We start from the raw sequence: 23,709 nt of genomic DNA, 5'->3' as shown, positions 1-23,709 counted from the left end.
CCGCCGAGCCTGTCAACGCTCCGTGTCAGGTCAGGATCGGCGTCATTGCGTCCGTGTTACCTCACACCTCCGCGTAGCTGAGCTGCGGCTTCGTACCGGTGGTCGGTGCCGCCACCGTACGGGCCGCCGAGCGCCGAAGGTATACGGCCCAGGTCACACCGAAGCAGACGGCGTAGAAGGCGAGGAAGGACACGAACGCCCCGGTGCCGGTGCCGGCGCTCAGGAAGGACTGGCGGAAGGCGAGGTTGATGCCGAGCCCGCCGAGCGCCCCGGCGGCCCCGATGAGCCCCATGGACGCCCCGGACAGCCGCCGCCCGTACGCGTCGGCCTCCTCGCCCTCGAGCCCCATGCCGAGCGCCTTCGCGCGGAAGATGCCCGGGATCATCTTGTACGTGGATCCGTTGCCGAGCCCGCTGAGCACGAACACCACGATGAACGCGGCGGTGAACAGGCCCAGCGACGCCCGCACCGACGCCACGATCACGACGCCGGTCGCCGCGGCCATCGCCACGAAGTTCCACAGTGTGATGCGGGCCCCGCCGAACCGGTCGGCGAGCCGCCCGCCGACGGGCCGGATCAGGGAGCCGAGCAGCGGCCCGATGAAGGTGACCCCGGCGGCCTGCAGCGGGGTCCGCCCGAACTGGGTCTGCAGGACGAGCCCGAAGGCGAACGAGTACCCGATGAACGAGCCGAACGTCCCGACGTACAGGAACGACATGATCCACGTGTGCACGTCCCTGGCCGCCTCCTTGGCGGCCCCGGTGTCGTTCTTCACGGTCGCCAGGTTGTCCATGTACAGGGCCGCGCAGACCGCCGAGACGACGATCAGCGGGATGTAGACACCGAGCAGCACGCGCGGGCCGCCGCCGGCGCCGATCACGGCGAGCGCGACGAGCTGGACGACGGGGACGCCGATGTTGCCGCCGCCCGCGTTCAGGCCCAGCGCCCAGCCCTTCTTCCGCATCGGGAAGAAGGAGTTGATGTTCGTCATGGAGGAGGCGAAGTTCCCGCCGCCGATCCCGGTGAGCGCCGCGCACACGAGGAACGTCCCGTACGAGGTCCCGGGCTCCATCACCGCGAACGCGGCGACGGACGGCACGAGCAGCAGGCTCGCCGCGATCACCGTCCAGTTCCGCCCGCCGAACAGGGCGACCGCGAAGGTGTACGGGACGCGGACGAACGCGCCGACGAGCGTCGCCGTCGACACGAGGAAGAACTTCCCCGCCGGGTCGATCCCGTACTCGGGCCCCATGAACAGCACCATCACCGACCACAGGGTCCACACGGAGAACCCGATGTGCTCGGAAAGGATCGAGAACGCCAGATTGCGCCGGGCGACCTTGGCGCCCGACGCCTCCCAGAACCCCGCGTCCTCCGGATCCCACCCTTCGATCCAACGCCTGCGCATGCTGTGCCTCCAGGTCACGTCCGGCTGATGTGCCCTGAAGCTAGGAACCCGGCGTTTCCGCGCGGTGCGCGATGAGGTGACCGCCCTGGAACGTTGCGCTCACCCACCGGGGGAACGGGTGGTGAGTCCGCGGCGCCGAGTGTTCCGGTCGTGAGTCTCCGCGGCCCGGTGGGGGCTGGTCGCGCAGTTCCCCGCGCCCCTGAAGGCATGCGCTCCGCGCAGCCTTCATCGGGGAAATGCCGCCCGCAGGGCGTGCATTTCAGGGGCGCGGGGAACTGCGCGACCAGCCACGACGAGACCCGCACCCGCCCGGCAAGGGCACCCCGCAGACGGGCAGGCGCTACCCCCGCCGAGCCCCGCGCGCACCCTTCCGCCTCGAACCGTCCGGCCACAGCCGAGGCGCCCGCTTCGCCGCGAGGTCCTCGATCCAGCCGACCCCGAGAACCGCCAGCGCGATCAACGGCCACACCAGGACGAACATCCAGAGCATGTACGTCGTGTCCAGCGCCCCGCTCCACCGCTCGTTCTCCATGAACGGCAGGTCGTACGCGAGGTCGATGATCGGCACCGTCGCCATGATCAGCATGTTGTGCCAGAGATAGATCGTGACGGCCCGGTTGTTGGACAGGGTGACGACCTTGTCCCACTTGGCCAGCCGGCCGGGCAGCTCCTGCCAGGACGGCGAGTACTGGAGCAGGATGACGACGAAGCCGAAGGACCAGGTGGCCTGGGCCAGCGGGATGTCGTTGAGGTCCCACCCGTCGGGCCCGAGGTGCCCCGAGGCCCACCACAGGCCGAAGGCCATGACGAGCGCGGAGCAGGACACGGCGAGGTAGCGCGGGATCTTGGCGAGCAGCCCCTCGTGGTGGGCGAAGCCGAGCACCCAGCAGCTGCCGTAGACGGCGAAGTCGGTGACCGCGTTGCCCGTCTCGCCGGGGATGGTGACGAGGCCGGTGCCGACGATCGCGGTGAGGCCGAGCGGGGCGAGCAGCGTCGCCCACGGCACCTTGCGGAACGCCCGGAGCAGCAGCGGCGAGGCGATCACGAACCACATGTAGGCGCGCAGGTACCAGAGCGGACCGGCGGCCTGGGCCGGCCAGGTGTCCTCGAGGAGACCCGCCTTGGCCCCGAGGTGCCAGGGGAAGCTGGGGGCGCCGATCGGCACCAGGTAGTTGAAGAGGCTGACCCAGCCCCAGGTGCCGCCGTTGTCCGGGTCCTTGCCCGGGTTCCAGCCGCCGGCGAAGAGCAGCGTGAGGACGACGACGCTGAACGCCCACATCGGCGGAAGCAGTCGCCGGATGCGGCCGCGGATCACGCCGAGGGCGGGCCGGCTCAGCGAGCGGGCCATCAGGGACCCGGCGAGCGCGAACATGACGCCCATGGACGGGAACAGCACCGTCAGCCAGGCCCAGCCGAACAGGTGGTAGACGACGACACGGACCAGCGCGGTGGTGCGCAGCAGGTCGAGGTACCGGTCACGCCCCGGCTTCTTGGGCGCGGGCTTCGCCTCGGGCGCCTCGACGACGGGAAGGGCCGCCGTCTGCGCGGGCTGCGCGGGCACATGGCCGTACTGGGGTTCCACGTACTGCGGTTCCCGGTACTGGGGGTCCTGATACTGCGGTTCCCTGTACTGCGGTTCCTGGGGATACGTCATGCCACGGGCCTCCTGTCGTCTCCTGCCACCGCCGCGTTCCGCTGATGCGGCAGCGCACCCGGCGCCGCCCCCACCGCTCCGGTGCGGCGCAGCTTCTGCCAGCGCAGCCGGCCGCCGGTGAGCGCGGTGATCCAGGACTGGAGCAGCACGACGTACATCAACTGCCGGTACAGGAGCTGCTGGAGCGGGAGGGATATGAGGTGCGTCATCCGTTCCTTGTCGAGGCGGAAGGCGTAGGCCGCGCAGACGGCCTGGAGGGCGAGGACGCCGAGCCAGGCGATGATCGTCTTCTGCGTGGGCCCGAACACGACGCCGTAGAGGAAGAAGACGTCGATGAGGGGCGCGAGCAGCGGGGCGAGGACCATGAACAGGGAGACGAGCGGCAGGCCGACGCGACCGAAGCGGCCGGAGGGGCCGGACTCGACGAGCGCGCGGCGGTGCTTCCAGATGGCCTGCATCGTGCCGTACGACCAGCGGTAGCGCTGGGACCAGAGCTGCTGGACGGACTCGGGGGCCTCGGTCCACGCGCGCGCGTTCTCCGCGTAGACGACCTGCCAGCCCGCGCGGTGCAGCGCCATGGTGACGTCGGTGTCCTCGGCGAGCGTGTCGTCGCTCATGCCGCCGAAGGTCTCCAGGGCGCTGCGCCGGAAGGCTCCGACGGCGCCGGGGATGGTCGGCATGCAGCGCAGGATGTCGTACATGCGGCGGTCGAGGTTGAAGCCCATCACGTACTCGATGTGCTGCCAGGCGCCGATGAGGGAGTCCCGGTTGCCCACCTTCGCGTTGCCGGCGACGGCGCCGACGCGCGGGTCGCCGAAGGGCTGGACGAGCTCGCGGACGGTGGACGGCTCGAAGACGGTGTCGCCGTCCATCATCACGACGAGGTCGAAGCGGGCGTTGGCCAGACCGCGGTTGAGGGCGGCGGGCTTGCCCGCGTTGAGCTGGCGGACCACCCGTACGTTGGGCAGCCGCATGTCCTCGACGATGCGGGCGGTGCCGTCGGTGGAGCCGTCGTCGATGACGATGACCTCGATGGGATGCTCGCTGAGCATGAGCGAACGGACCGTGTTCTCGATGCACTTCGCCTCGTTGTAGGCGGGCACGAGGACCGAGACGGGCTCGGTGATCGGCGGGCCCCACGCGAAGCCCGGGCGGCGCACGCGGCGGGCGTGGATCACGGACAGCAGCAGCATCAGGACGAAGCGGCCCATGACGAGGACGCCGATGACGGCGAGCCCGCCGACCAGCACGGTCGTGATGTTCTCCGAGGCCTGCACGGCGTAGATCCAGGCCTTGCCCTTGGCCAGTTCGAGGCCGGTGACGGGCGTGTGGGCGCTGGCGATGCCGAGGGCCTCGGTCAGGTTCTGGAACTTGTAGCCGTGGTGCTGGAGCTCGGGCAGGAAGCGGTCCAGGGCGGCGACGGTCTGCGAGCGGTCGCCGCCGGAGTCGTGCATCAGGACGATGGCGCCCTTGCCGTGGTGCGGCGTGGCACGGCGGATGATCTCGTCGACGCCGGGGCGCTGCCAGTCCTCACTGTCGGTGTTGTTGACGACCGTGATGTAGCCGCGCGAGCCGATGTACTTCGTGACGGGCCAGGACTTGTCGTCCATGGCGTCGGCGAAGGAGGAGTACGGCGGCCGGAACAGGGAGGTGCGCACGCCGGCAGCGCCCTCCAGGGCCAGCTGGTTCTGCGACAGCTCCCAGTCGATGCGCTTGTTCGACTGGTAGGAGAGGTCGGGGTGGTTGAAGGTGTGCAGGCCGACCTCGTGGCCCTCCTCGACCATGCGCTGGACGAGGTCGGGGTAGCGGGAGGCCATGGTGCCGGTGACGAAGAAGACGGCGTGCGCGTCGTGCTTCTTCAGCACGTCGAGGACCTTCGGGGTCCACTCCGGGTCGGGTCCGTCGTCGAAGGTGAGGACGAGCTGGTGGTCGTCGATGGACCGGCTGCTCTCCTGGCCGCCCCGGGTGTCGATGACGGGGCCGCCGTCGAGGATCTTCTCGGGGACGCGGTCGGTGGCCGCCTCGGGCCGGATGCGGTGGTCGGCCATGATCTCGCTGTGCACGTAGCCGCGGAGCATGAGCATCGCGAGCATCGCCACGAGGAGCAGGACGGGCAGCAGATAGCGCAGCGGGAGCCGGCGTCTGCGGGCAGCGCTGTGCCGCCGGGGACGTGAGCGGTGGGACATCTACAGGACGCTGCTTTCGGGGGACGCGACGGGCGGGGCCGAGGCATCGGCGCCGGGGCTCGGGGCGAGGGTCCGGGACGCGACGGTGTCCGTGCCGCCGCCGGCCGGCTCGGCGGGCGGGTCGTCGGTCGGCTCGACCGGGGGTGTCGTCGCGGGGTCGGTCGGACCGTCGGTCGGGCCCTGGGTCGGGGGCGGGGCGTCCGTCGGGTCCGGCGGGTCGACCGGGGGCGGGGTGGTCCTGCCGCCGCCGGTGGGCCGGTCGACGGGGGTGGTGCCGGCGCCGGTCGGGGTGTCGTCGGGGGTGCCGGTGGCCGGCGCGGTACTGGCGCCGGGCTCGGTGCTCGCACCCGGCGAGACGGAGCCGGAGACACCCGGGGACGGGGTGTCGCCGGGGGACGCGGTGGGCGTCGCGGAGTCGGCCGGAAGCAGCGGCTCGGTGTCGACCTGGCCCGCGGGCCCCTTGTGTTCGGCCTCCATCGGCAGCCAGGGCGCACTGGAGTTGCCCGAGAGCAGGGTGGCCACGACGACCACGGCGTACGCGGCGCAGGCCATGCCGACGGCCACGCCTATGCGGCGGAAGGTACGGCTGCGGCGCCCCGAGTCGTCGACGAAGACGGGGACTTCCTTGTCGTCCGGCGCGGGAGCGCCGGGGCCCGACGTGGTCGCGAGGAGCTCGCTCAACTGGCGGCCCGCGCCGTCGAGTTGGACCGTCACCTCGTTCGGGTCATGCGTCTGCCCTGTCAGGGCATCTTCACGCCAATTTTCCACCGTACGCTCTTCCCCCCAGGGGCATGTTCCATGGGGTGCGCACGCGACTGTCCGAGCATCGTCGACCGGACCGGGCCCCCACCCGATCCGGGCGCCCCCCTTATCACACTGCGCCCGGACCAAGAATGTAGCGCACCCGGGTGACGCTCGTGGTCACGCCTCAGGTCCGCCTCATCATGATGCGTGCATCCATGGTCGGAATCCAGCCATTCGCGGGATATTCGAGCCAGCCGTTCTCGGCCGCGAGCGCGGTCGCCGCGGCCCTCAGAGCCGCGATTCCGGGGTGCTGTCGCCCCATGCGCCACACCAGCGACACAGGTGACAGGGGTACCGGATCGACGAGGGGCCTGCGGACCGTCCCGGGCATGGCCGGAAAGTCCACTCCCGTGAGGACGGGATTCCGGTACTTGGTCATGATCCGCCGGAATTCCTCCTGCCCGACGGCCAGCGGGGCCGGCGGCGCGACCTCGATGCCCCGGCCCTCGAACAGCCGCCGCGCCAGGTCGGTCCACTCCGGGGTCCGCGGATTGCCCGCCCCCGCGTACACCGTCTCCCCGGCGAGCCGGTCCAGCGGCACCGCGTCGAGCACGGCCAGCGGATGGTCCTCGGGCAGCACGATCGCCATCGGCTCGTAGCGCACCGGCTGCTGGTCGAGGCGGGCCCGGACGGCCGGGTCGAGTCCGGCGAAGCGGCCGAAGGACACGTCGAGGCGCCCGGCGAGGATCTCGGCCGCCGCGCCGGTCAGGCCGCTCTCGTAGCGGGTCATCAGCTCCTGCTCGGGGGCGAGTTCGCGGGCCCGCGCCAGCACCCGCTCGTGCACGAGCCCCGGGCTGTTCACGTCCACGAGGAGCGGCCCGCGCTCCGGCGGGGGCCCGGCGAACGCGGCGAGCAGCGCGTCCTGCGCCTCGATCGCCCGCCGCGCGTGGGGCAGCAGCCGCGCCCCGTCGGCGGTGAGCGTGACCTGCCGGGTGGTCCGCGCGAACAGCTCGGCACCGAGCTCGCGCTCCAGCCGCCGGATGTCCCGGCTCAGCGCCTGCTGGGCGACGTAGAGCCGGGCGGCGGCCCGGGTGAAGTGCAGCTCCTCGGCGACGGCGAGGAAGGCGCGCAGCAGACGGGGTTCGACGTACGACGACGACATCGCCCGAACTTACAACGCAGCCGCGTGAATCGGCACCGAACAGGTGTTGGACCCCGCCCCCACCCCAAGGCGAGGCTCACCCCATGCCAGACCCCCTGACCCCACCCACCAACCACAACGACCTCCCCGGCACCACCACCCTCCACGACGCCCCCGCCACCGACGACCCCGCGCCGCAGGACACCACCCGACAGACCGGCTCACGCCCCCTCGCCACCCGCCGCCCCGGCTCCTACCGCCGCCTCTTCTCCGTCCCCGGCGCCCGTGCCTTCACGCTCGGCAATCTCCTCGCCCGGTTCCCGCAGGGCATGTTCAGCATCAGTGCCGTGATCATGATCTCGGGGGTGCGCGGCTCCTACGCGCTCGCCGGGGCGGTCACGGCGACGGGCCTGGTCGCCAACGCGGTCGTCGGGCCGTGGACGGCACGCCTGGTGGACCGGCTCGGGCAGGCCAGGGTGGCGGTCCCCGCGGTCGCGGTCTCGGCGTGCGGTTCGCTCGGGCTGCTGCTGTGCGTGCGGTTCGGGGCGCCCGACTGGACGCTGTTCGCCGCCTACCTCGCGACCGCGGCGACGCCCAACACGGGCGGCATGTCCCGGGCCCGCTGGGCGCACCTCCTCGCCGACGACCCGGACGCCCTGCACACCGCGAACTCCTTCGAGCAGGCGGCGGACGAGTTCTGCTACATGCTCGGCCCGGTCGTCGCCGCCTTCCTGTGCGGGTCGCTGTTCCCCGAGGCGGGCACGCTGGCCTCGGTGTTCCTGATGGTGAGCGGCATCCTGGTCTTCGCCGCGCAGCGCTCGACGGAACCCCCGGTCCACGCCCGCACGGAGACCTCACGCACCCCGCTGCGCGTCCGGGGCATGCCGCCGCTGCTCCTCTCCTTCCTCGCGACGGGCGGGATCTTCGGCTCGCTCGAGGTCGTCACGGTGGCGTTCGCCGACGCGCAGGGCCACAAGGTGTGGGCGGGCGCGATCCTGGCGCTGCAGGCCGCGGGCTCGGGCGCGGCGGGCCTGGTCAACGGCGCCCTCAAGCCCACCGGCCCCGCCGACCGCAGGCACCCGCTGTGCGTGGCGGCGATGACGGCCCTGATGACCCTGCCGCTGCTCGCTGCCGCGCTCACCGGCTCCCTGTTCGTGCTCGGCGGGGCGCTCCTGATCGCGGGGATGGCGACGGCGCCGACGATGGTGACGGGCATGACCCTGATCCAGCGACGCACGCCGGCCGCGCAACTGAACGAGGGCATGACCCTCGCCGTCACCGGCCTGCTCGGCGGCATCGCGTGCGGCTCCGCGGTGGGCGGCACGGCGGTGGAGCACTGGGGCCCGACGGCGGCGTACGCGATCCCGGCCACGGCGGCCGCCTGCGCCCTGCTCCTCTCCCTGTACGGCTACGCCCGCCGGCCCGGCCGGTGAGCCACCGCACCGCCCGAGCCGCGACACGAAAAAGGCCCGACCGTCTGGGACGGCCGGGCCTGAATCGCATGGGATGAGTGGAGATGGCGGGAATCGAACCCGCGTCCAACGGTGCAGCAGCAGGGCTTCTCCGTGTGCAGTTCGCTTCGATTTTCTCGGCCCCGGTGATCACGCGAACAAGTCGCCGACGGGCCCAGCCACTGTTTGATTTCCCATCGAACCCCGTGGCCGGGCTCGATGGTTTAGTCCCCTAGATTATGCCAGGATCCGGGTCGGGAACACTCCCGGGCTGACACCCTTTTAGGGTCCTTCAGTCGCTGTTATTAGGCAGCGAGGGCGAAGGACTGGGAATCGCTCTTAGAATTGGCGATTATTGGTTGCGACATATGGTTTACGAGATCATTGCCGCTTCCTCGACACGCTTCACCTGCTTCGACATCCGCTGTCGAAACCGATCATCCCCATGTGTTTTTTTCAAAAAGCGCCGCTTCAGCGAGCGACATCAACCATGGTACGCGACCCATGGCCCACGATGCCAGCCATTAACGCTCCCGCGCCCGCTGACGCCGCTTCGCCGCCGCGATGGCACGGTCCGAGTCCCGCCGGTCCTGCTGCTCGCGCAGAGTCTGGCGCTTGTCGTACTCCTTCTTGCCCTTGGCGAGCGCGATCTCGGCCTTGGCACGGCCGTCCTTGAAGTAGATCGCGAGGGTCACGATCGTGTGACCCGACTCCTGGGACTTCGCCTCCAGCTTGTCGATCTCGTCACGGTGCAGCAGCAGCTTGCGCTTGCGGCGCACCGCGTGGTTGGTCCAGGTGCCCTGGCTGTACTCCGGGATGTGGGCGTTGTGCAGCCACGCCTCGTTCCCGTCGATCTGGACGAAGGCGTCCGCCAGGGAGGTCCTCCCCTGGCGCAGCGACTTGACCTCCGTGCCGGACAGGACGATGCCGGCCTCGTAGGTGTCCATGATCAGGTAGTCGTGCCGCGCCTTCTTGTTCTGCGCGACGATCTTGCGCTTGCCGTCCTTCTTGGACGCGTCCCCCTTGCCCTGCTTGGGCTGGGACTCCTTCGGTACGTACATTCCCTTGGCCATAGTGCTGGCTATTTTCGCACTACGAGGGGGTCCCGAGGCCACTCAATACTGTCTCGGCCCGGTGCAGGGCCGCCGCGTCGACCTCCAGGTCCGGGGTGATGCCCCGGCCGTCGACGGTGCCGCCCGAAGGGGTGCGGTAGTGCCCGACGGTCAGCTCCACCACGGAGCCGTCGGGCAGCCGGCTCGGCATCTGGACCGAGCCCTTGCCGAAGGTGCGGGCGCCCACGACGACCGCGCGGCCGCGGTCCTGCAGGGCTCCGGTCAGCAGTTCGGCCGCGCTCATCGTCCCGCTGTCGACGAGCACGACCACGGGTCTGGTGGTGTCGCCGCCGCGCTCGGCGTGCAGCGCCCGCTGCGTGCCGCGCACGTCGTACGTGGCGACGAGCCCGCCGTCGAGGAACGCGGAGGCCGCCGTGACCGCCTCGGTGACCAGACCGCCCGAGTTCCCCCGCAGGTCGAGGACGAGCCCGCCGCTCGCGGGGGCGGCACGGACCGCGGAGCGCACCTGCGCGCCCGCGCCCTTGGTGAACGCGCTCACCTTTACGAGGGTGCCGTCGCCGCCGAGCCGGGTCACGGTGACGGGGTCGGTGGACAGGGCGGCGCGGCGCAGCGTCTCGGTCCACGCGCGCGTACCGCGCCGCAGGCCGACCTCGACGGCCGTGCCGGCGTGCTCGCCGCGCAGCAGGGCGAGGACCTCGGTGACGGGGCGTCCGGTGACGCGCGCACCGTCGACGGACGTGATCCGGTCCCCCTCGCGGACACCGGCCAGCCGGGCGGGCGAGCCGTCGCGCACCTTGGTGATCTGGAGCTCGCCGCCTGCGGTGCGCCGCGCCCACAGGCCGACGCCGGTGTACTCGCCGTCGAGGGACTGCTCGAACTCCTCGTACTCGCCCTGGGAGTAGACCGCGGCCCAGCGGTCGCCGCTGCGGCTGACGGCCTCCTCGGCGGCCTCGGCGGGTGACTTGCCGTCAGCCATCGCCTCGGCGGCGGCCTCGGTCGGATCGGTGAGCGGCTCGCGGTGCGCGGCGGCGACCTTGTCGTCCTGCCGGGCCCCGGTCCCGCCCGGCTCACCCGGCAGCCCGCCGGCGGCGGCGCCCGCGGCGAGGACGCTCGCGAAGACCAATGTCAGGGCCGCCCCGCGGCCGAAGCGACGGGGCCGGGAGAACAGCTCCGGGCCGGACATGCCGGTGAGTCTAGGACAACGCGAAGCGCCGTACGGAAAGTTGACCCGTACGGCGCTCTCGGTGGTGGGGGACTCTCGTCACACCTTCAGGTACTTGCGCAGCGCGACGAACGCCGCCAGTGCCGGCATCAGCACGCTCACTGCGAGGATCAGCGGCAGCTTGGTGAGCACCGCGTCCCAGCCGATGAAGTTGATGAGCTGCAGCTTCTCCGAAAGGGCCACGCCGTTGTCGATCACGAAGTACTGACCGGCCGCCAGGAAGACGCAGGCGATGCCGCCGCCGATGAGTCCGGCGACCGCGGCCTCCATGATGAACGGCGCCTGGATGTAGAAGCCGGACGCGCCGACGAGCCGCATGATGCCGGTCTCGCGGCGGCGGCTGAACGCGGACACCCGCACGGTGTTCACGATCAGCAGCAGGGCGACGACGAGCATGACGGCCATCACGGCGCCCGCGGCGACGTTCAGGTAGCCGAGCAGCCGGAAGAGGTTGTCGAGCACGCCCTTCTGGTCCTGCACGGACTGCACGCCGGGCCGCCCGTTGAACGCGGTCGCGATGACCTCGTACTTCTCGGGGTCCTTGAGCTTGATCCGGTACGACTCCTGCAGCTGGTCCGGGGTCAGCGAACTGGCCAGCGGGGAGTCGCCGAACTGCTCCTTGTAGTGCTTGTACGCGTCGTCCTGCGACTCGTGCGCCACCTTGTCGACGACGGGCATCTTCTCCAGATCGGCGACGATCTGCTTCTTCTGGTCCGCGGTGACGGGGCCCTTGGCACAGTTCGGGTCCGACTCGGCGTCTCCCTTGTTGCACAGGAAGATCGAGACGTTGACCTTGTCGTACCAGTAACCCTTCATCTGGTTGACCTGATCGCTCATCAGGAGCGAGCCGCCGAACAGGGCGAGCGAGAGGGCCACCGAGATGATGACGGCGAAGGTCATCGTGAGATTGCGGCGGAGACCGACGCCGATCTCCGACAGGACGAATTGGGCACGCATGCGCTAACTGAGCCTTTCGCAGCTTCTCTCGGTACTTCTCAGTGCTGGTAGCCGTAGACGCCGCGTGCCTGGTCGCGGACGAGGCGGCCCTTCTCCAGCTCGATGACGCGCTTGCGCATCTGGTCCACGATGTTCTGGTCGTGGGTGGCCATCACCACGGTGGTGCCCGTGCGGTTGATGCGGTCGAGCAGCTTCATGATGCCGACCGAGGTCTGCGGGTCGAGGTTGCCCGTGGGCTCGTCCGCGATCAGCAGCTTGGGGCGGTTCACGAAGGCGCGGGCGATGGCCACGCGCTGCTGCTCACCACCGGAGAGCTCACCGGGCATGCGCTCCTCCTTGCCGCCGAGGCCGACGAGGTCGAGCACCTGGGGCACGGACTTGCGGATCTCGCCGCGGGACTTGCCGATGACCTCCTGCGCGAAGGCCACGTTCTCGCCGACCGTCTTGTTGGGCAGCAGCCGGAAGTCCTGGAAGACCGTGCCGAGCTGGCGGCGGATCTGCGGGACCTTCCAGTTGGAGACGCGGCCCAGGTCCTTGCCCAGGACGTGCACCTGGCCGTGGCTGCACCGCTCCTCGCGCAGGATCAGCCGCAGGAACGTGGACTTGCCGGAGCCGGACGAACCGACCAGGAAGACGAACTCACCGCGCTCGACCTCCAGGGAGACATCCCTGAGAGCGGGCCGGGTCTGCTTGGGGTAGACCTTGGAGACGTTGTCGAATCGGATCACTGGTGCGCCTCGGAGCTTCGGGGGCGTCGGGGGCGGGGGTGTCCGAGACACCCCCTCGGTGTGCGTGACCATACGCGAATGGGGAGGCGGCGTGCAGGCGCCGTCCCCGGTTGCGCGTTTTGTCCTGGTGGACGGTCGGCAAGGCGCCGCTTTTGTCCGCCCTGTAGCTGGTCAGGGCCGCTCCGAGGACCGAGGCGCGCCGAAAATCCCGGAAACTGGCACAGTGGTAGAGGGAACGGTTGCGTTTCCCGAGGCGTTGAGCGGAGAGAACCAGTGGGTATGTGGACGGCCGGCTCCGCCGCGCGTGAGGAGGACGGCGCATGACCTATGACCGGTTGGTGTGCGCGAACTGCGCGGCGCCCGTGAGCGAGGGCCGCTGCCCCGTGTGCCGGGCGAACCGCCAGCGACTCCAGCAGGAGAACCCGCTGTCCGGACTCACCCCGATGGCGCTGATCGCGCTTCTCGCCGCGCTGATCGCGGCCGTGGCGCTGATCGCGACGCACCAGCCCGTGTAGCGCGAGGACGACGGAAAGGGCCCGGAGCCGTGTGGCTCCGGGCCCTTCGTCATGCCGTGTGCGCGCGGTGAGCGTCAGCTCACGCGGCGGCGCCGCGGTTGCCGGCGAGGCGCGGCAGCAGGCGGAAGCCCACACCGCCCGCGATCATCGTCGCGGCGCCGATCAGCAGGATCGTGGTGCCGGAGGAACCGGTCTCGGCGAGCTCACCGTTCGAGCCCTTGCCGGTGCCGGTGCCGTTGCCGGTCTGCTGCGCCGGGGCGGAGCCCGTGTCGTTCAGGCCGTCCTCGGACTGGCCGCCCTGCTCGACGGGGTTGTTGTTGCCGTCGGGGTTGGTGTTGTCACCGCCGGTGGACGAGCCACCGCCGTTGCCGTTGCCGCCACCGTTCTGGTTGCCGCCGTTGCCGCCGCCACCGTTCCCGTTGCCGCCAGCGTTGCCGTTGCCGCCACCGTTCTGGTTGCCGCCGTTGTCGTCGCCGCCGACCGCACCGGCCGAGTCGTCGCCGCCCACGGCACCGGCCGAGTCGTCGCCGCCCACCGCGCCCGCGGAGTCGTCGCCACCGACAGCACCGGCCGAGTCGTCGCCACCGACAGCACCCGCGGAGTCGTCGCCACCGACGGCACCCGCAGAGTCGTCGCCACCGACGGCGCCCTCAGTGGTTCCCTCGACGACACCGGCGATCGTGCCCTCGGTACCGCCCTCGGTCGTACCCTCGGTGTCGCCCTCGTCCGCACCGACATCCACACCGAGGCCGTCGTCGCCCGCGTGAACGTTCGCGTCGAGGCCGAGGATGCCGATGTTCACGTCAGCGGCAGAGGCGGCGCCCGCGGCGGTCAGCGACGCGCCAGCGGCGATCACCGCACCAGCGGCTATCCGCGCCACACGGATCCGCGTCTTCTTGGTCATCTGTCTGCTACCCCCAGTAGCCAATCGTCAATGGAGCAGCGCCAGGGCGCGCGCTCGGAGCAGGGGCAGCAGAGGCCTTCGTACGACCCGCCCCCGTTCACACGCGTCCCACTGAATACGCATGCCGCGCGCAACCCTTCCCAGTTTTGCGATCAGCGTCAAGGCGGTTTGCGTACGCGATGCCCCATATCGGATGGTTCGCCAGGGGAACCGATATGTGAAAGTGCCGTAAATGACAACTGCCGCCCTTGAGGCGGCAGTTGTCATGTCGATAAAGCGGCGGGAACCGGCGCTTACTTCTCCTGCTGCTTGCGCCAGCGAATTCCGGCCTCGAGGAAGCCGTCGATCTCGCCATCGAGCACGGACTGCGGGTTGCCGACCTCGAACTCGGTGCGCAGGTCCTTGACCATCTGGTACGGGTGCAGGACGTAGGACCGCATCTGGTTGCCCCACGAGCTGCCGCCGTCACCCTTGAGGGCGTCCATCTTGGCCCGCTCCTCCTGGCGCTGACGCTCGAGGAGCTTGGCCTGCAGCACGTTCATCGCGGTCGCCTTGTTCTGGATCTGCGAGCGCTCGTTCTGGCAGGAGACGACGATGCCGGTGGGGAGGTGGGTCAGACGGACCGCGGAGTCCGTCGTGTTCACCCCCTGGCCGCCGGGGCCCGAGGACCGGTAGACGTCCACGCGCAGCTCCGACTCGTCGATCTCGACGTGGTCGGTCTGCTCGACGACGGGGAGCACCTCGACGCCGGCGAAGGAGGTCTGGCGGCGGCCCTGGTTGTCGAACGGGGAGATGCGCACCAGGCGGTGCGTGCCCTGCTCGACGGAGAGCGTGCCGTAGGCGTACGGGACCTGGACGGCGAAGGTGGTCGACTTGATGCCGGCCTCTTCCGCGTACGAGGTCTCGTAGACCTCCGTCTTGTAGCCGTGGCGCTCGGCCCAGCGCAGGTACATGCGCTGGAGCTGCTCGGCGAAGTCCGCGGCGTCGACGCCGCCGGCCTCGGCGCGGATGTTGACCAGCGCCTCGCGGGAGTCGTACTCACCGCTCAGGAGCGTACGGACTTCCATCTCGTCCAGCGCCTTCTTGACGGAGGTCAGCTCGGACTCCGCCTCGGCGCGGGTGTCCGGGTCGTCCTCCTCCTCGGCCATCTCGAAGAGGACGGAGAGGTCGTCGATGCGACCGCGCAGCGCCTCGGCCTTGCGCACCTCCGCCTGGAGGTGGCTCAGCTTGCTGGTGATCTTCTGCGCCTCTTCCGGGTCGTCCCACAGGGACGGCGCGGCCGCCTGCTCCTCGAGCACGGCGATATCTGCCCTCAGCTTGTCGAGGTCCAGGACGGCCTCGATCGACTCCATGGTCGAGGAGAGGGACTTCAGCTCTTCGGAAACATCGACGACTGCCACAGGACCAGCCTAACGGCTGGTGCAAGTGATCCGTTCCCGGTGCCTCACGGGTGGGCCGGAGCCGAATTGCCGCCGTCCGCGGGCGGCCCCTCGTCCGAGCCGGAGGAACCGGCCGCCCATATGCCGCCGCCGACGGCCAGGACCAGGACGGCTCCGGCGACGCCGAGCGTGAGGCGGCGGCGCCGGGCCGAGGCGCGGTTGCGGGCCGAGCCGGGGCGGGGGGCGCCGGACGCGCGCGGGGCGCGGGCGGTGCCGCGGGCGCCGCCGGCCAGCTCGTCGGGGGCCGGGACCCGCATGGAGGTGTGGGTGTCGCGGTTGGAGTCCGCGGAGGCCGCGCCGGGGACCAGCGGGACGGCGCCGCGGCGCGGGGCGGATTCCTGCTCGGGCCGGTCGGCGGCGGCCTCCTGCTCCTCCGGAGCGGGGTCGGCGTCGGGCTCGTCGACGTCGAGCGGGGCCATGCCGACGAGCAGCGGCTGGAGCTCGCGCAGCCGTGCGGCCATCTCGGAGGCGCGCAGCCGGGAGGCCGGGGCCTTGGCGAGGCACTGGACGAGGAGCTGCCACAGCTCGTCGGGGATGCCGGGCAGCGGCACGACGGTCTCGGTGACGTGCCGGCGCAGGATCGCGCCGGGGTGGCCGCCGCCGAAGGGGGTGAAGCCGGCGAGCAGCTCGTAGAGGACGGTGGCGAGGGCGTAGATGTCGACGGCGGCGCGCGGCGGGAGGCCCTCGATGATCTCGGGGGCGAGGTAGTCGGGGGTGCCGACGACCTTGGAGGCGCGGGTGCGGCGCGGGGTGTCGATCAGCTTGGCGACGCCGAAGTCGGTGAGCAGGGCGGGGTGGGCGCCGCCGGGGCCGAGCGGGCCCTGCATGTCCAGGAGGATGTTCTCCGGCTTGACGTCGCGGTGGACGATGCCGGCGGCGTGGGCGGCGGCCAGGCCCTCGGCGACGTCGGCCACGATGGCGACGGCGGCCTCGGGGGCGAGGCGGCGCTCGCGGTCGAGGCGGGTGCGCAGGTCGGTGCCGCGGATCAGGTCCATGACCAGCGCGAGGTCGTTCCCGTCCACCACCAGGTCGTGGACGCCGACCACGCGCGCGTGGTCGAGGCTCAGCAGGGCGGTGCGCTCCTGGACGAAGCGGCCGACCAGCTCCTGGTCGGAGGCGAGGTCCTCGCGCAGCAGTTTGATGGCGACGGGCCCGTCGGGCCCCTCGCCGAGCCACACCGTGCCCGCGCTGCCGCGGCCCAGGATCTGGTGGGCGGTGTACCGGCTGCCGATCTTCCGTGCCAAGACTGCTCCTACAGACGCGTGTTGGCGCCCAAGCTACGCGGCTCGGGCGCCGACCAACGCATCAGCGGCGGAAATCACCCGCTGGATGTCGACAAATCTCCAACATCGCTGTCCCGGCGGGGTGTCGGCACGTGTCCGGGACGCTCAGGCGCCGCCCGTACCGCCTCCGGAACCGTCGCTGGAGCCGAGGTCGCCGATCCAGCCGGTGACCGTCGAGAACCAGTCGGACAACTGGGCCCAGTAGCCCTTGCCGGTGCCGATCCAGTCCTGGAGCGGGGTGAACTCCCACACCAGCCAGCTCACGACGAAGAGCATCACGACCATGAACAGGCAGCCCTTGAGGCAGCCGAGGCCGGGGATCTTCATCGGGTTGGCGCTGCGCTGACGCGGCTCGCGGGGCTCCCGCGGCGGACGGGCCTGCTGGGGCGGCGGCTGCGGCGGCGCGTACTGCTGCTGCGGGGCCTGGGGCGCGTACCGCTGCGGCTGCTGCTGGGGCTGCTGCGCGTACTGCTGCTGCGGCCTGCGCGGCTCCTGCTGCGGGCGGGCCACCTGGCGCTGGGGGCGACGGCGGCGCAGCGGGTCCTGGTCGGGGTCGACGTACTGCTGGACCTGCGTCTGCTCGTTGCGGTCGCGGGCCGCGCGCAGCTGGTTGCCCCACGCGTCCGGCATCTGCTGCTGCGAGGGCGGGTCCTGCGGGACCGGGGGCAGCAGGGCCGTCGGGTCGGCGCCGCCGGGCTGCTGCTGCATGACGCTCGTCGCCGCGTTCGGGTCGTAGCCGGCGGCGGGGTTGGTCGCCGCCGCGTTGCTCGGCAGGACCTGGGTGGGGTCGGCGGCGCCCGGGGCGTCCGGGACCTGGGCCGGCTGCGGGTCCGGGGCGAGGAGCGCGCCCACGCCCTCGGCGGCGGCGATCTGCGCGCTGTTCGCGTGCACGCCGATGCCCTCGGCGACCGCGCGCAGGCCGCGCGCCAGGTTCTCGGCGCTGGGCCGCTCGTCCGGGTTCTTGCGCAGGCAGCGCTCGATGACCGTCCACAGCGGGTCGGGGACCGTCGAGGGGCGGCGCGGCTCGGAGCTGAGGTGCTGGTGGAGCACTTCGAGGGCGCTGCCGCCGGCGAACGGGGGGCGGCCCGTGACGAGCTCGTAGAGGAGGATGCCGGCGCCGTAGACGTCGACGGCGCTGGTCTGCGGGCGGCCCTCGGCGGACTCCGGGGCGACGTACGCGGGCGTGCCGACGAACTCGTGGGTGCGGGTCAGGCCCGGGGAGTCGGCAAGGCGGGCAATGCCGAAGTCGGTCAGCATCGGGTGCATGCCCGCGTCGTCCTGCTTGAGCAGCACGTTCGCCGGCTTCAGGTCGCGGTGCACGACGCCGTCGGCGTGGCTCGCGGCGAGGGCGTCGGCGATCTGGGCGGTCAGCAGGGACGCGGCGACCGGGGAGAACGGGCCGTTCTCCCGCAGGTAGCGGTGCAGGTCCGGGCCGTCGACCAGGTCCATGACGAGGGCGAGCAGCTCGCCCTCGACGACCAGGTCGCGGGTGCGGACGATGTTCGGGTGCGTCAGGCGGAGCAGGACGGAGCGTTCGCGCAGGAAGCGCATCACCACGTCCGCGTCGTTCGCCAGCTCCTCCTTGAGGACCTTGATGGCGACGGTCTCACCGGGCTGGCCGGCGACGGCCGCCTCGGCACCCGCGGTCTCGCGCTGGCGGGCTCGCCAGACGGTGCCCGTGGCGCCGCGTCCGAGCGGCTCCTCGAGCAGGTACTTGCTGCCTACCGGCCGCACGTCATGCGCTCCCTGCATCGGTGTCTGCTTGGTCTGCCGGTACTTCTGCCCGGTCCCAGATGTTCCGACCCACTGTAGTGGCGCCGTCCGGAGTACCGACTGTCGATCTTCGGCCTCCCGGCTCCGTTCCGCCCCCGGCCTCGGCAAACCTCTGTTCGACAGAAAGACGCGTGCCCGGACCCGTCGGTTGCCACCAGGGAACTTTTACGGGCAGACGCGACCAATCAAGATCACTTACGGGTGGGTGGCGGGCGTGTTGTCGGTGGCAAGTGCGAGGATGCCTCACAGCACTGGCTGACGTGCCCGTAGCGGTGGGGGATCTGCGGTGGGGGACCGCGGGCTGTCCCGACGCGGGCGCCCGCGCAGAAGGGACCGCAGACGGCGATGCAGATCCGGCTTTCCGTCGTAGACCCCCTGGGCTCACGCCCGGACGCGGCCCCTGGCGGGGGCCGCGCGGCGACCGGTGCCGACGTCCTGGTGACGGCCCCCTCGGGCACCGCGCTCGCCGCCGTCGCCTCCGGCCTGGTCGCGGCCGTCGCGGGCGGCGACGCCCCCTCCTCCGTCCTGTACGCGGGCACCGAGCGGCTCGACCCGCAGCGCTGCCTGCTCGGCGAGCCCCCGCTGACCGACGGCGCGGTGCTCTCCCTGGGCGTCCCGGCCGACCCCGGCCCCGAGCCGGACGCGGCCGACGCCCAGCTGCACGTGATCGCGGGGCCCGACGCGGGCGGCGTCCACCTCCTGCACGGCGGCCAGATCCGCGTCGGCCGCTCCGCCGACGCCGACGTGCCGCTCGACGACCCCGACGTCTCCCGGCTGCACTGCGCCGTGACCCTCACGGAGGACGGCCGGGTCACGGTCGCCGACCTGGGCTCGACGAACGGGACGCGGGTCGACGGCCGCCCCGTCGGCGAGCGCCCCGTACGGCTCGCCCCCGGCGCCCTGCTGCGGCTCGGCGAGTCCGCGCTGCGGGTCGCCGTCGCCGGAGACGCGGCCCGGCCCGCGCCCCTGCGCACCGCACCCGACGGCGAGGGCCACATCCGGGTGACCCCGGCGGACGAGTCCGCCCGTGACCTCACCGCCCCCGCCCCCGACTCCTCGACCGGGCACGCCTACGGGGACGCCTCCCTCGGTACGCCGAGCGCCGCCGCCGAGCCGGGCGTGGACCGGCCGCCCGTCGTGCCCGGACAGGGCGGGGCGCCCGACGCCGAGCGCACTCCCGGAGGCACGCCGCCGCGCGGGACCCCGGTGCCGCGCGGCCCGCGCAAGCGCGGCGGTCTTGGCCGGCTGCTGCGGCGCGGCGCCGGGCGCGACGAGGAGGACCAGCACCACGAGATCCACGAGCCGCACGTGCTGCGCACCCCGCAGTTCCCCGGCTCCCCCGGCTCCCCCGGCACCCACGCCGCTCTCACCGGTGTGGTGCCCGCACCCCGCTCCGAGGCCCCCGGCCCGGCCGGTGCGGGCCGCACCTGGCCCGACGCCGCCGCGCTGCTCCTGACCGCGCTCGGCCCGGGCCCCCGGCTCTGGGAGCGCGGCCCGGGACACCCCGAGGCGCTGGCGGTACGCCTCGGCACCGTCGACCGCACGGGTCCGGACGGCGCGGCCGTGCTGCCCGCCGTGCCGGTCACCGTCGGGCTCGCCGAGGCCGGGGCGCTCGGCCTCGCCGGACCGCGTGCCCGCCTCGCCGGGCTCGCCCGCTGTGCGCTGGCCCAGCTCGCGGCGCTGCACGCGCCCGACCGCCTGGAGATCGTCCTCATCAGCACCGACCGGGCCCGACCGGTCGAGCAGCGGCTCGCCGAGTGGTCCTGGCTGGGCTGGCTGCCGCACGTCCGCCCGGCGCACGGGCAGGACTGCCGGCTCCTCCTCGCCTACGACCGTGAGCAGGCGGCCGCCCGCACGGGTGAGCTGCTGCGCCGCCTCGACGACCACGCGGCCGGGTTCCGTCCGGGCCACGCCGCCGACGGGGACGGGGCCGCGGTCTCCACCGTCGTCCTCGTCGACGGCGACCCCGGCGCGGCCGATCTGCGCGAGGCCACAGCGCGGCTCGCCGCCGAGGGGGCCGCCGCGGGAATCCACGTGCTGTGTCTCGCCGAGGCCCCGGCCGCCTCCCCGGCCTCCCCCGCCGAGGCCACGTACGAAGCGGCCTGCGCGCAGAGCCCGGCGTTCCGCGCGTGCGGGGCGGTGGCCCTGCTCAGTGGTGACGTGGCGACGGCGCTGCGGCTGCACCGGGCCGCGCACGGCGCCCTCGTCGGGCACGGCACGGTCGCCACGGTGGACGCGGTGTCGCTGCCCTGGGCCGAGCGGTTCGCCCGGGCGCTCGCCCCGCTGCGCACGGACGCGGCCCTCGCGCCCGGCGCCGGTCAGCCGCGGGTGTCCGCGCCGCTGCCGCGCACGGCCCGCCTCCTGGACGAACTGGGACTCGCCCGCGCGACGCCCGCCTCGCTCATGGCGCGCTGGGCCGCCGCCGCGGACGATCAGGACGCGCTCGGCGGGCGGGTGTGGGCGGTGCTCGGCGCCGGCCCGCGCGGTCCCCTCGGCGTCGACCTCGCCGCAGAAGGACCTCATCTGCTGATCGAGGGGCCCGTGGGCAGCGGCCGTACGGAGCTGCTGCGCTCGGTGGCCGCTTCGCTGGCCGCCGCCGAGCGGCCCGACCGGCTCGGCATCGTGCTCATCGACGGGCGCAGCGACGGGCAGGGCGGCGGCAACGGTGCGGAGCGCGCGGAAGGGCTGCGGGTCTGCACGGATCTGCCGCACGTGACGACGCACCTCGCGGTCAACGACCCGGTGCGCATGCGGGAGTTCGCCCAGTCCCTGTCCACGGAGCTGAAGCGGCGGGCCGAGCTGACGGGGCGTTCGCAGTTTGGTGAGTGGCACACCCAGCGGGCCGTTTCGGGGCGGATGGTCGCCCAGCGGTCGGCTCCGGCGGGGCCCTCCGGGGGCGGCGCGGGGGATCTGGAGGCGCCGCCGAGTTCGACGCTGCGGCTGCGGCCGGGCGCGGCCCGGGAGAAGAAGCCGGCGGGTGCGTCGCCGCTGCCCCGGCTCGTCGTGGTCGTCGACGACCTGGACGCGCTGCTCGCGCCGCCGCTCGGGTCGCCGGGGCGGCCGGCGGCGGGGTCGGTCGTACGGGCCCTGGAGGCGGTGGCGCGGGACGGGGAGCGGCTCGGGGTGCATCTCGTCGCGGCGTACGCCTCCGGCGGGGGGCCGGAGTGGGGCGCCGCCTCCCCTGTCGTGCGGCTCGATGTTCCGCTCGGCGGGGTGGAGGATCCGGCGCCGGGCCGGGGCGTGCTGCGGGCGCTCGACGGGCGGGAGACGGAGTTCCAGGCCGGGCGGGTCACCGGGCGGATTCCGCGGACGGCCACGCAGCGGCCCACGGTGGTCGCCCTCGACTGGGCGCGGATGGGGGATCCGCCGGACCGGCGTCCCGTACGGGAGTTGGGGAACGGGCCTACGGATCTGGCGTTGCTGGCCAGTGCGTTGGAGCGGGCCGCGCGTTCGGTGGCGGCGACCGAGGTGCCGTCCCTTCTGTAGGGGGCGGTTCCGGTGGGTCGTTCGGCTGCGGGCCGGTGGGGGCTGGTCGCGCAGTTCCCCGCGCCCCTGAAGGCATGCGCTCCGCGCAGCCTTCATCGGGGAAATGCCGCCCGCAGGGCGCGCATTTCAGGGGCGCGGGGAACTGCGCGACCAGCCACGACGGTGGGAAAGCGGACGACCGCATCGCGAGGCACTCACCTAGGGGCGCGGGATCACGGAGGGGTCACGATCCGCTCCGGGAGGAGAGTCGTGGGCTTGTCCGGGCCGGGCCACGGGCGTAGACCGGTGCGGGCGGGACATGAGTCAAAGCAGCGTTCAGCGTTCGGAGTTCACCCACCAGAACCATCCGGAACGGGGCAGTGATGCGCAGCACTCTACGGAAACGCAGGCTTCGTACGGCCGCCGTGGCCCTCGCCGCGGGGGCGCTCACCCTCTCCCTGGCCTCCTGCGGGGGCGACGGAAAGGGCGACAAGGACACCGGCGGCGAAGGTGGCGGCGGGGGCGGCAAGAAGGCGTCCGTGTCGCTGCCCAAGCTCGACGGGCAGACACTCGAGGTCGCGGCCGTGTGGACCGGGCCCGAGCAGAAGAACTTCACCAAGGTGCTCGACGAGTTCGAGAAGCGGACCGGCGCGACCGTGAACTTCGTGCCGACGGGCAACAACACCTCCACCTTCCTCGGTACCAAGATCGAGGGCGGCAAGCCGCCGGACGTCGCGTTCCTGCCGCAGGTCGGCGTCCTGCACCAGTTCGCCGACAAGGGCTGGCTGAAGCCGCTGGGCCCGGACGCGCAGGCGCAGTTGGACAAGAACTTCAGCCAGGGGTGGAAGGAACTCGGAGCCTGGAAGGGCAAGCAGTACGGCGCGTACGTGAAGGCGGCCAACAAGTCGCTGGTCTGGTACAACACGCAGGCCTTCACGGACGCCGGGATCACCGGTACGCCGAAGACCTGGGCGGATTTCGTCAAGACGGCGCGGACCCTGTCGGACGCCGGTACGCCCCCCGTCTCCGTGGGCGGCGGCGACGGCTGGGTGCTGACCGACTGGTTCGAGAACGTGTACCTGTCGCAGGCCGGTCCGGAGAAGTACGACCAGCTGGCGCAGCACAAGATCAAGTGGACCGACCCCTCGGTGAAGAAGGCCCTGGAGACGCTCGCCGAGCTGTGGGGCAACGACCAACTGGTCGCGGGCGGCGCGAAGAAGGCGCTGCAGACGGACTTCCCGAAGTCCGTGGTGCAGACGTTCTCCGGCGACACCCCGGCGGGCATGGTCTACGAGGGCGACTTCGCCGCGGCGAACATCAACGCGGACACGAAGTCGAAGGTCGGCACGGACGCGAAGGTGTTCCCGTTCCCGGCGGTCGGCGCCGACTCCCCCGTGGTCAGCGGTGGCGACGTCGCGGTGGCGCTGAAGGACGGCAAGGGCGCGCAGGCGCTGCTGACCTTCCTCGCCTCGACGGACGCGGCCGAGATCTGGGCGGCGCAGGGCGGTGTCATCTCCCCCAACAAGGAGATGGACCAGGGCAGTTACAAGGACGAGGTGACGCGGGGCATCGCCAAGGCGCTGCTCGCGGCCGGTGACGACTTCCGCTTCGACATGTCCGACCAGGCCCCGGCGGCGTTCGGCGGCACGCAGGGCGTCGGCGAGTGGAAGGACCTGCAGGACTTCCTGCGGAACCCGAAGGACGTGGCCGGCGCGCAGCGGAAGCTGGAGGCGGACGCGGCCAAGGCCTACGGCAAGGGCTGACGC

17 protein-coding genes and 1 other RNA gene are annotated in these 23,709 nt (G+C 72.2%); 4 read left to right on the top strand and 14 right to left on the bottom strand.

Annotation, left to right across the window (positions count from 1 at the left end; translation table 11 throughout):
• Positions 1 to 61: 61 nt before the first annotated feature.
• The 5 genes from ACIBTU_RS09630 to ACIBTU_RS09610 all read right to left on the bottom strand — a co-directional run bounded on the left by ACIBTU_RS09630 (position 62) and on the right by ACIBTU_RS09610 (position 7,154).
• The gene (locus ACIBTU_RS09630; RefSeq protein WP_399125438.1) at positions 62 to 1,408 is read right to left on the bottom strand and encodes a nitrate/nitrite transporter; all 1,347 of its coding nucleotides are present in this window, start codon (positions 1,406 to 1,408) and stop codon (positions 62 to 64) included.
• Positions 1,409 to 1,748: 340 nt separating this feature from the next.
• The gene (locus tag ACIBTU_RS09625; RefSeq protein WP_399125437.1) at positions 1,749 to 3,062 is read right to left on the bottom strand and encodes an acyltransferase; all 1,314 of its coding nucleotides are present in this window, start codon (positions 3,060 to 3,062) and stop codon (positions 1,749 to 1,751) included.
• Complete coding sequence (locus tag ACIBTU_RS09620; RefSeq protein ID WP_399125436.1) at positions 3,059 to 5,248, bottom strand: glycosyltransferase; 2,190 nt, start codon at positions 5,246 to 5,248, stop codon at positions 3,059 to 3,061. The genes ACIBTU_RS09625 and ACIBTU_RS09620 overlap by 4 nt, the downstream gene beginning before the upstream one ends.
• Positions 5,249 to 5,962 (bottom strand): hypothetical protein, encoded by a 714-nt coding sequence (locus ACIBTU_RS09615; protein WP_399125435.1) that lies wholly within the window; start codon positions 5,960 to 5,962, stop codon positions 5,249 to 5,251.
• A 214-nt stretch (positions 5,963 to 6,176) separates the two neighbouring features.
• Positions 6,177 to 7,154 carry a LysR family transcriptional regulator gene (locus ACIBTU_RS09610; protein WP_399125434.1) on the bottom strand — a complete coding sequence of 326 codons (978 nt, stop codon included), beginning with the start codon at positions 7,152 to 7,154 and terminating at the stop codon, positions 6,177 to 6,179.
• An 83-nt stretch (positions 7,155 to 7,237) separates the two neighbouring features.
• Between ACIBTU_RS09610 and ACIBTU_RS09605 the strand changes: the two genes are divergently transcribed.
• Positions 7,238 to 8,566, top strand: coding sequence for an MFS transporter (locus ACIBTU_RS09605; RefSeq protein WP_399125433.1), 1,329 nt, complete (start codon positions 7,238 to 7,240; stop codon positions 8,564 to 8,566).
• 75 nt (positions 8,567 to 8,641) lie between these two features.
• On the opposite strand, the gene ssrA is transcribed toward ACIBTU_RS09605, so the two are convergent.
• From ssrA to ftsE, 5 genes are all read right to left on the bottom strand, one after another.
• Positions 8,642 to 9,029, bottom strand: a transfer-messenger RNA (tmRNA) gene (gene ssrA, locus ACIBTU_RS09600).
• Between the two features lie 79 nt (positions 9,030 to 9,108).
• Positions 9,109 to 9,657, bottom strand: a complete 549-nt coding sequence (gene smpB, locus ACIBTU_RS09595) for an SsrA-binding protein SmpB (RefSeq protein WP_399125432.1) — start codon at positions 9,655 to 9,657, stop codon at positions 9,109 to 9,111.
• A gap of 19 nt (positions 9,658 to 9,676) precedes the next feature.
• Positions 9,677 to 10,840, bottom strand: coding sequence for a S41 family peptidase (locus ACIBTU_RS09590; protein ID WP_399125431.1), 1,164 nt, complete (start codon positions 10,838 to 10,840; stop codon positions 9,677 to 9,679).
• Between the two features lie 78 nt (positions 10,841 to 10,918).
• Positions 10,919 to 11,836 carry a permease-like cell division protein FtsX gene (gene ftsX, locus ACIBTU_RS09585; protein ID WP_399125430.1) on the bottom strand — a complete coding sequence of 306 codons (918 nt, stop codon included), beginning with the start codon at positions 11,834 to 11,836 and terminating at the stop codon, positions 10,919 to 10,921.
• A 38-nt stretch (positions 11,837 to 11,874) separates the two neighbouring features.
• A complete protein-coding gene (ftsE, locus tag ACIBTU_RS09580; protein ID WP_026245701.1) occupies positions 11,875 to 12,564 on the bottom strand; it encodes a cell division ATP-binding protein FtsE in 690 nt (229 codons plus the stop codon).
• A gap of 320 nt (positions 12,565 to 12,884) precedes the next feature.
• On the opposite strand from ftsE, the gene ACIBTU_RS09575 reads away from it, so the two are divergent.
• Positions 12,885 to 13,079 carry a hypothetical protein gene (locus ACIBTU_RS09575; RefSeq protein WP_399125429.1) on the top strand — a complete coding sequence of 65 codons (195 nt, stop codon included), beginning with the start codon at positions 12,885 to 12,887 and terminating at the stop codon, positions 13,077 to 13,079.
• A 79-nt stretch (positions 13,080 to 13,158) separates the two neighbouring features.
• Here the strand turns inward: ACIBTU_RS09575 and ACIBTU_RS09570 are convergent, their stop codons facing one another.
• The 4 genes from ACIBTU_RS09570 to ACIBTU_RS09555 form a co-directional block, all read right to left on the bottom strand.
• Entirely contained in the window at positions 13,159 to 13,983 is an 825-nt protein-coding gene (locus ACIBTU_RS09570) for a hypothetical protein (RefSeq protein ID WP_399125428.1), read from the bottom strand.
• Between the two features lie 293 nt (positions 13,984 to 14,276).
• Positions 14,277 to 15,383 carry a peptide chain release factor 2 gene (gene prfB / locus ACIBTU_RS09565; RefSeq protein ID WP_399125427.1) on the bottom strand — a complete coding sequence of 369 codons (1,107 nt, stop codon included), beginning with the start codon at positions 15,381 to 15,383 and terminating at the stop codon, positions 14,277 to 14,279.
• A 44-nt stretch (positions 15,384 to 15,427) separates the two neighbouring features.
• Positions 15,428 to 16,666, bottom strand: a complete 1,239-nt coding sequence (locus ACIBTU_RS09560; protein ID WP_399125426.1) for a serine/threonine-protein kinase — start codon at positions 16,664 to 16,666, stop codon at positions 15,428 to 15,430.
• Positions 16,667 to 16,810: 144 nt separating this feature from the next.
• Entirely contained in the window at positions 16,811 to 18,439 is a 1,629-nt protein-coding gene (locus ACIBTU_RS09555) for a protein kinase (RefSeq protein WP_399125425.1), read from the bottom strand.
• Positions 18,440 to 18,823: 384 nt separating this feature from the next.
• On the opposite strand from ACIBTU_RS09555, the gene ACIBTU_RS09550 reads away from it, so the two are divergent.
• On the top strand, positions 18,824 to 21,964 hold the full coding sequence (locus tag ACIBTU_RS09550) for an FHA domain-containing protein (RefSeq protein WP_399125424.1): 3,141 nt from the start codon (positions 18,824 to 18,826) through the stop codon (positions 21,962 to 21,964).
• A 362-nt stretch (positions 21,965 to 22,326) separates the two neighbouring features.
• Complete coding sequence (locus ACIBTU_RS09545) at positions 22,327 to 23,706, top strand: ABC transporter substrate-binding protein (RefSeq protein ID WP_399125423.1); 1,380 nt, start codon at positions 22,327 to 22,329, stop codon at positions 23,704 to 23,706.
• The last annotated feature ends 3 nt before the right edge of the window (positions 23,707 to 23,709 follow it).

The sequence above is a fragment of the Streptomyces sp. NPDC050145 genome (assembly GCF_044460245.1).
In the GTDB taxonomy this organism is placed as follows: Bacteria; Actinomycetota; Actinomycetes; order Streptomycetales; family Streptomycetaceae; genus Streptomyces.
The sequence above is the reverse complement of the archived record's forward strand: the minus strand, read 5'-3'. Positions and strand labels throughout refer to the sequence as shown.

What these genes read in the sequence shown, in the direction of transcription:
- ACIBTU_RS09605 (WP_399125433.1), top strand. Translation starts at nt 7,238, where the DNA reads ATGCCAGACCCCCTGACCCCACCCACCAACCACAACGACCTCCCCGGC.
- ftsX (WP_399125430.1), bottom strand. Translation starts at nt 11,836, where the DNA reads ATGCGTGCCCAATTCGTCCTGTCGGAGATCGGCGTCGGTCTCCGCCGC.
- ACIBTU_RS09610 (WP_399125434.1), bottom strand. Translation starts at nt 7,154, where the DNA reads ATGTCGTCGTCGTACGTCGAACCCCGTCTGCTGCGCGCCTTCCTCGCC.
- ACIBTU_RS09620 (WP_399125436.1), bottom strand. Translation starts at nt 5,248, where the DNA reads ATGTCCCACCGCTCACGTCCCCGGCGGCACAGCGCTGCCCGCAGACGC.
- ACIBTU_RS09545 (WP_399125423.1), top strand. Translation starts at nt 22,327, where the DNA reads ATGCGCAGCACTCTACGGAAACGCAGGCTTCGTACGGCCGCCGTGGCC.
- ACIBTU_RS09590 (WP_399125431.1), bottom strand. Translation starts at nt 10,840, where the DNA reads ATGTCCGGCCCGGAGCTGTTCTCCCGGCCCCGTCGCTTCGGCCGCGGG.
- ACIBTU_RS09550 (WP_399125424.1), top strand. Translation starts at nt 18,824, where the DNA reads ATGCAGATCCGGCTTTCCGTCGTAGACCCCCTGGGCTCACGCCCGGAC.
- smpB (WP_399125432.1), bottom strand. Translation starts at nt 9,657, where the DNA reads ATGGCCAAGGGAATGTACGTACCGAAGGAGTCCCAGCCCAAGCAGGGC.
- ACIBTU_RS09575 (WP_399125429.1), top strand. Translation starts at nt 12,885, where the DNA reads ATGACCTATGACCGGTTGGTGTGCGCGAACTGCGCGGCGCCCGTGAGC.
- ACIBTU_RS09570 (WP_399125428.1), bottom strand. Translation starts at nt 13,983, where the DNA reads ATGACCAAGAAGACGCGGATCCGTGTGGCGCGGATAGCCGCTGGTGCG.
- ACIBTU_RS09630 (WP_399125438.1), bottom strand. Translation starts at nt 1,408, where the DNA reads ATGCGCAGGCGTTGGATCGAAGGGTGGGATCCGGAGGACGCGGGGTTC.
- ACIBTU_RS09625 (WP_399125437.1), bottom strand. Translation starts at nt 3,062, where the DNA reads ATGACGTATCCCCAGGAACCGCAGTACAGGGAACCGCAGTATCAGGAC.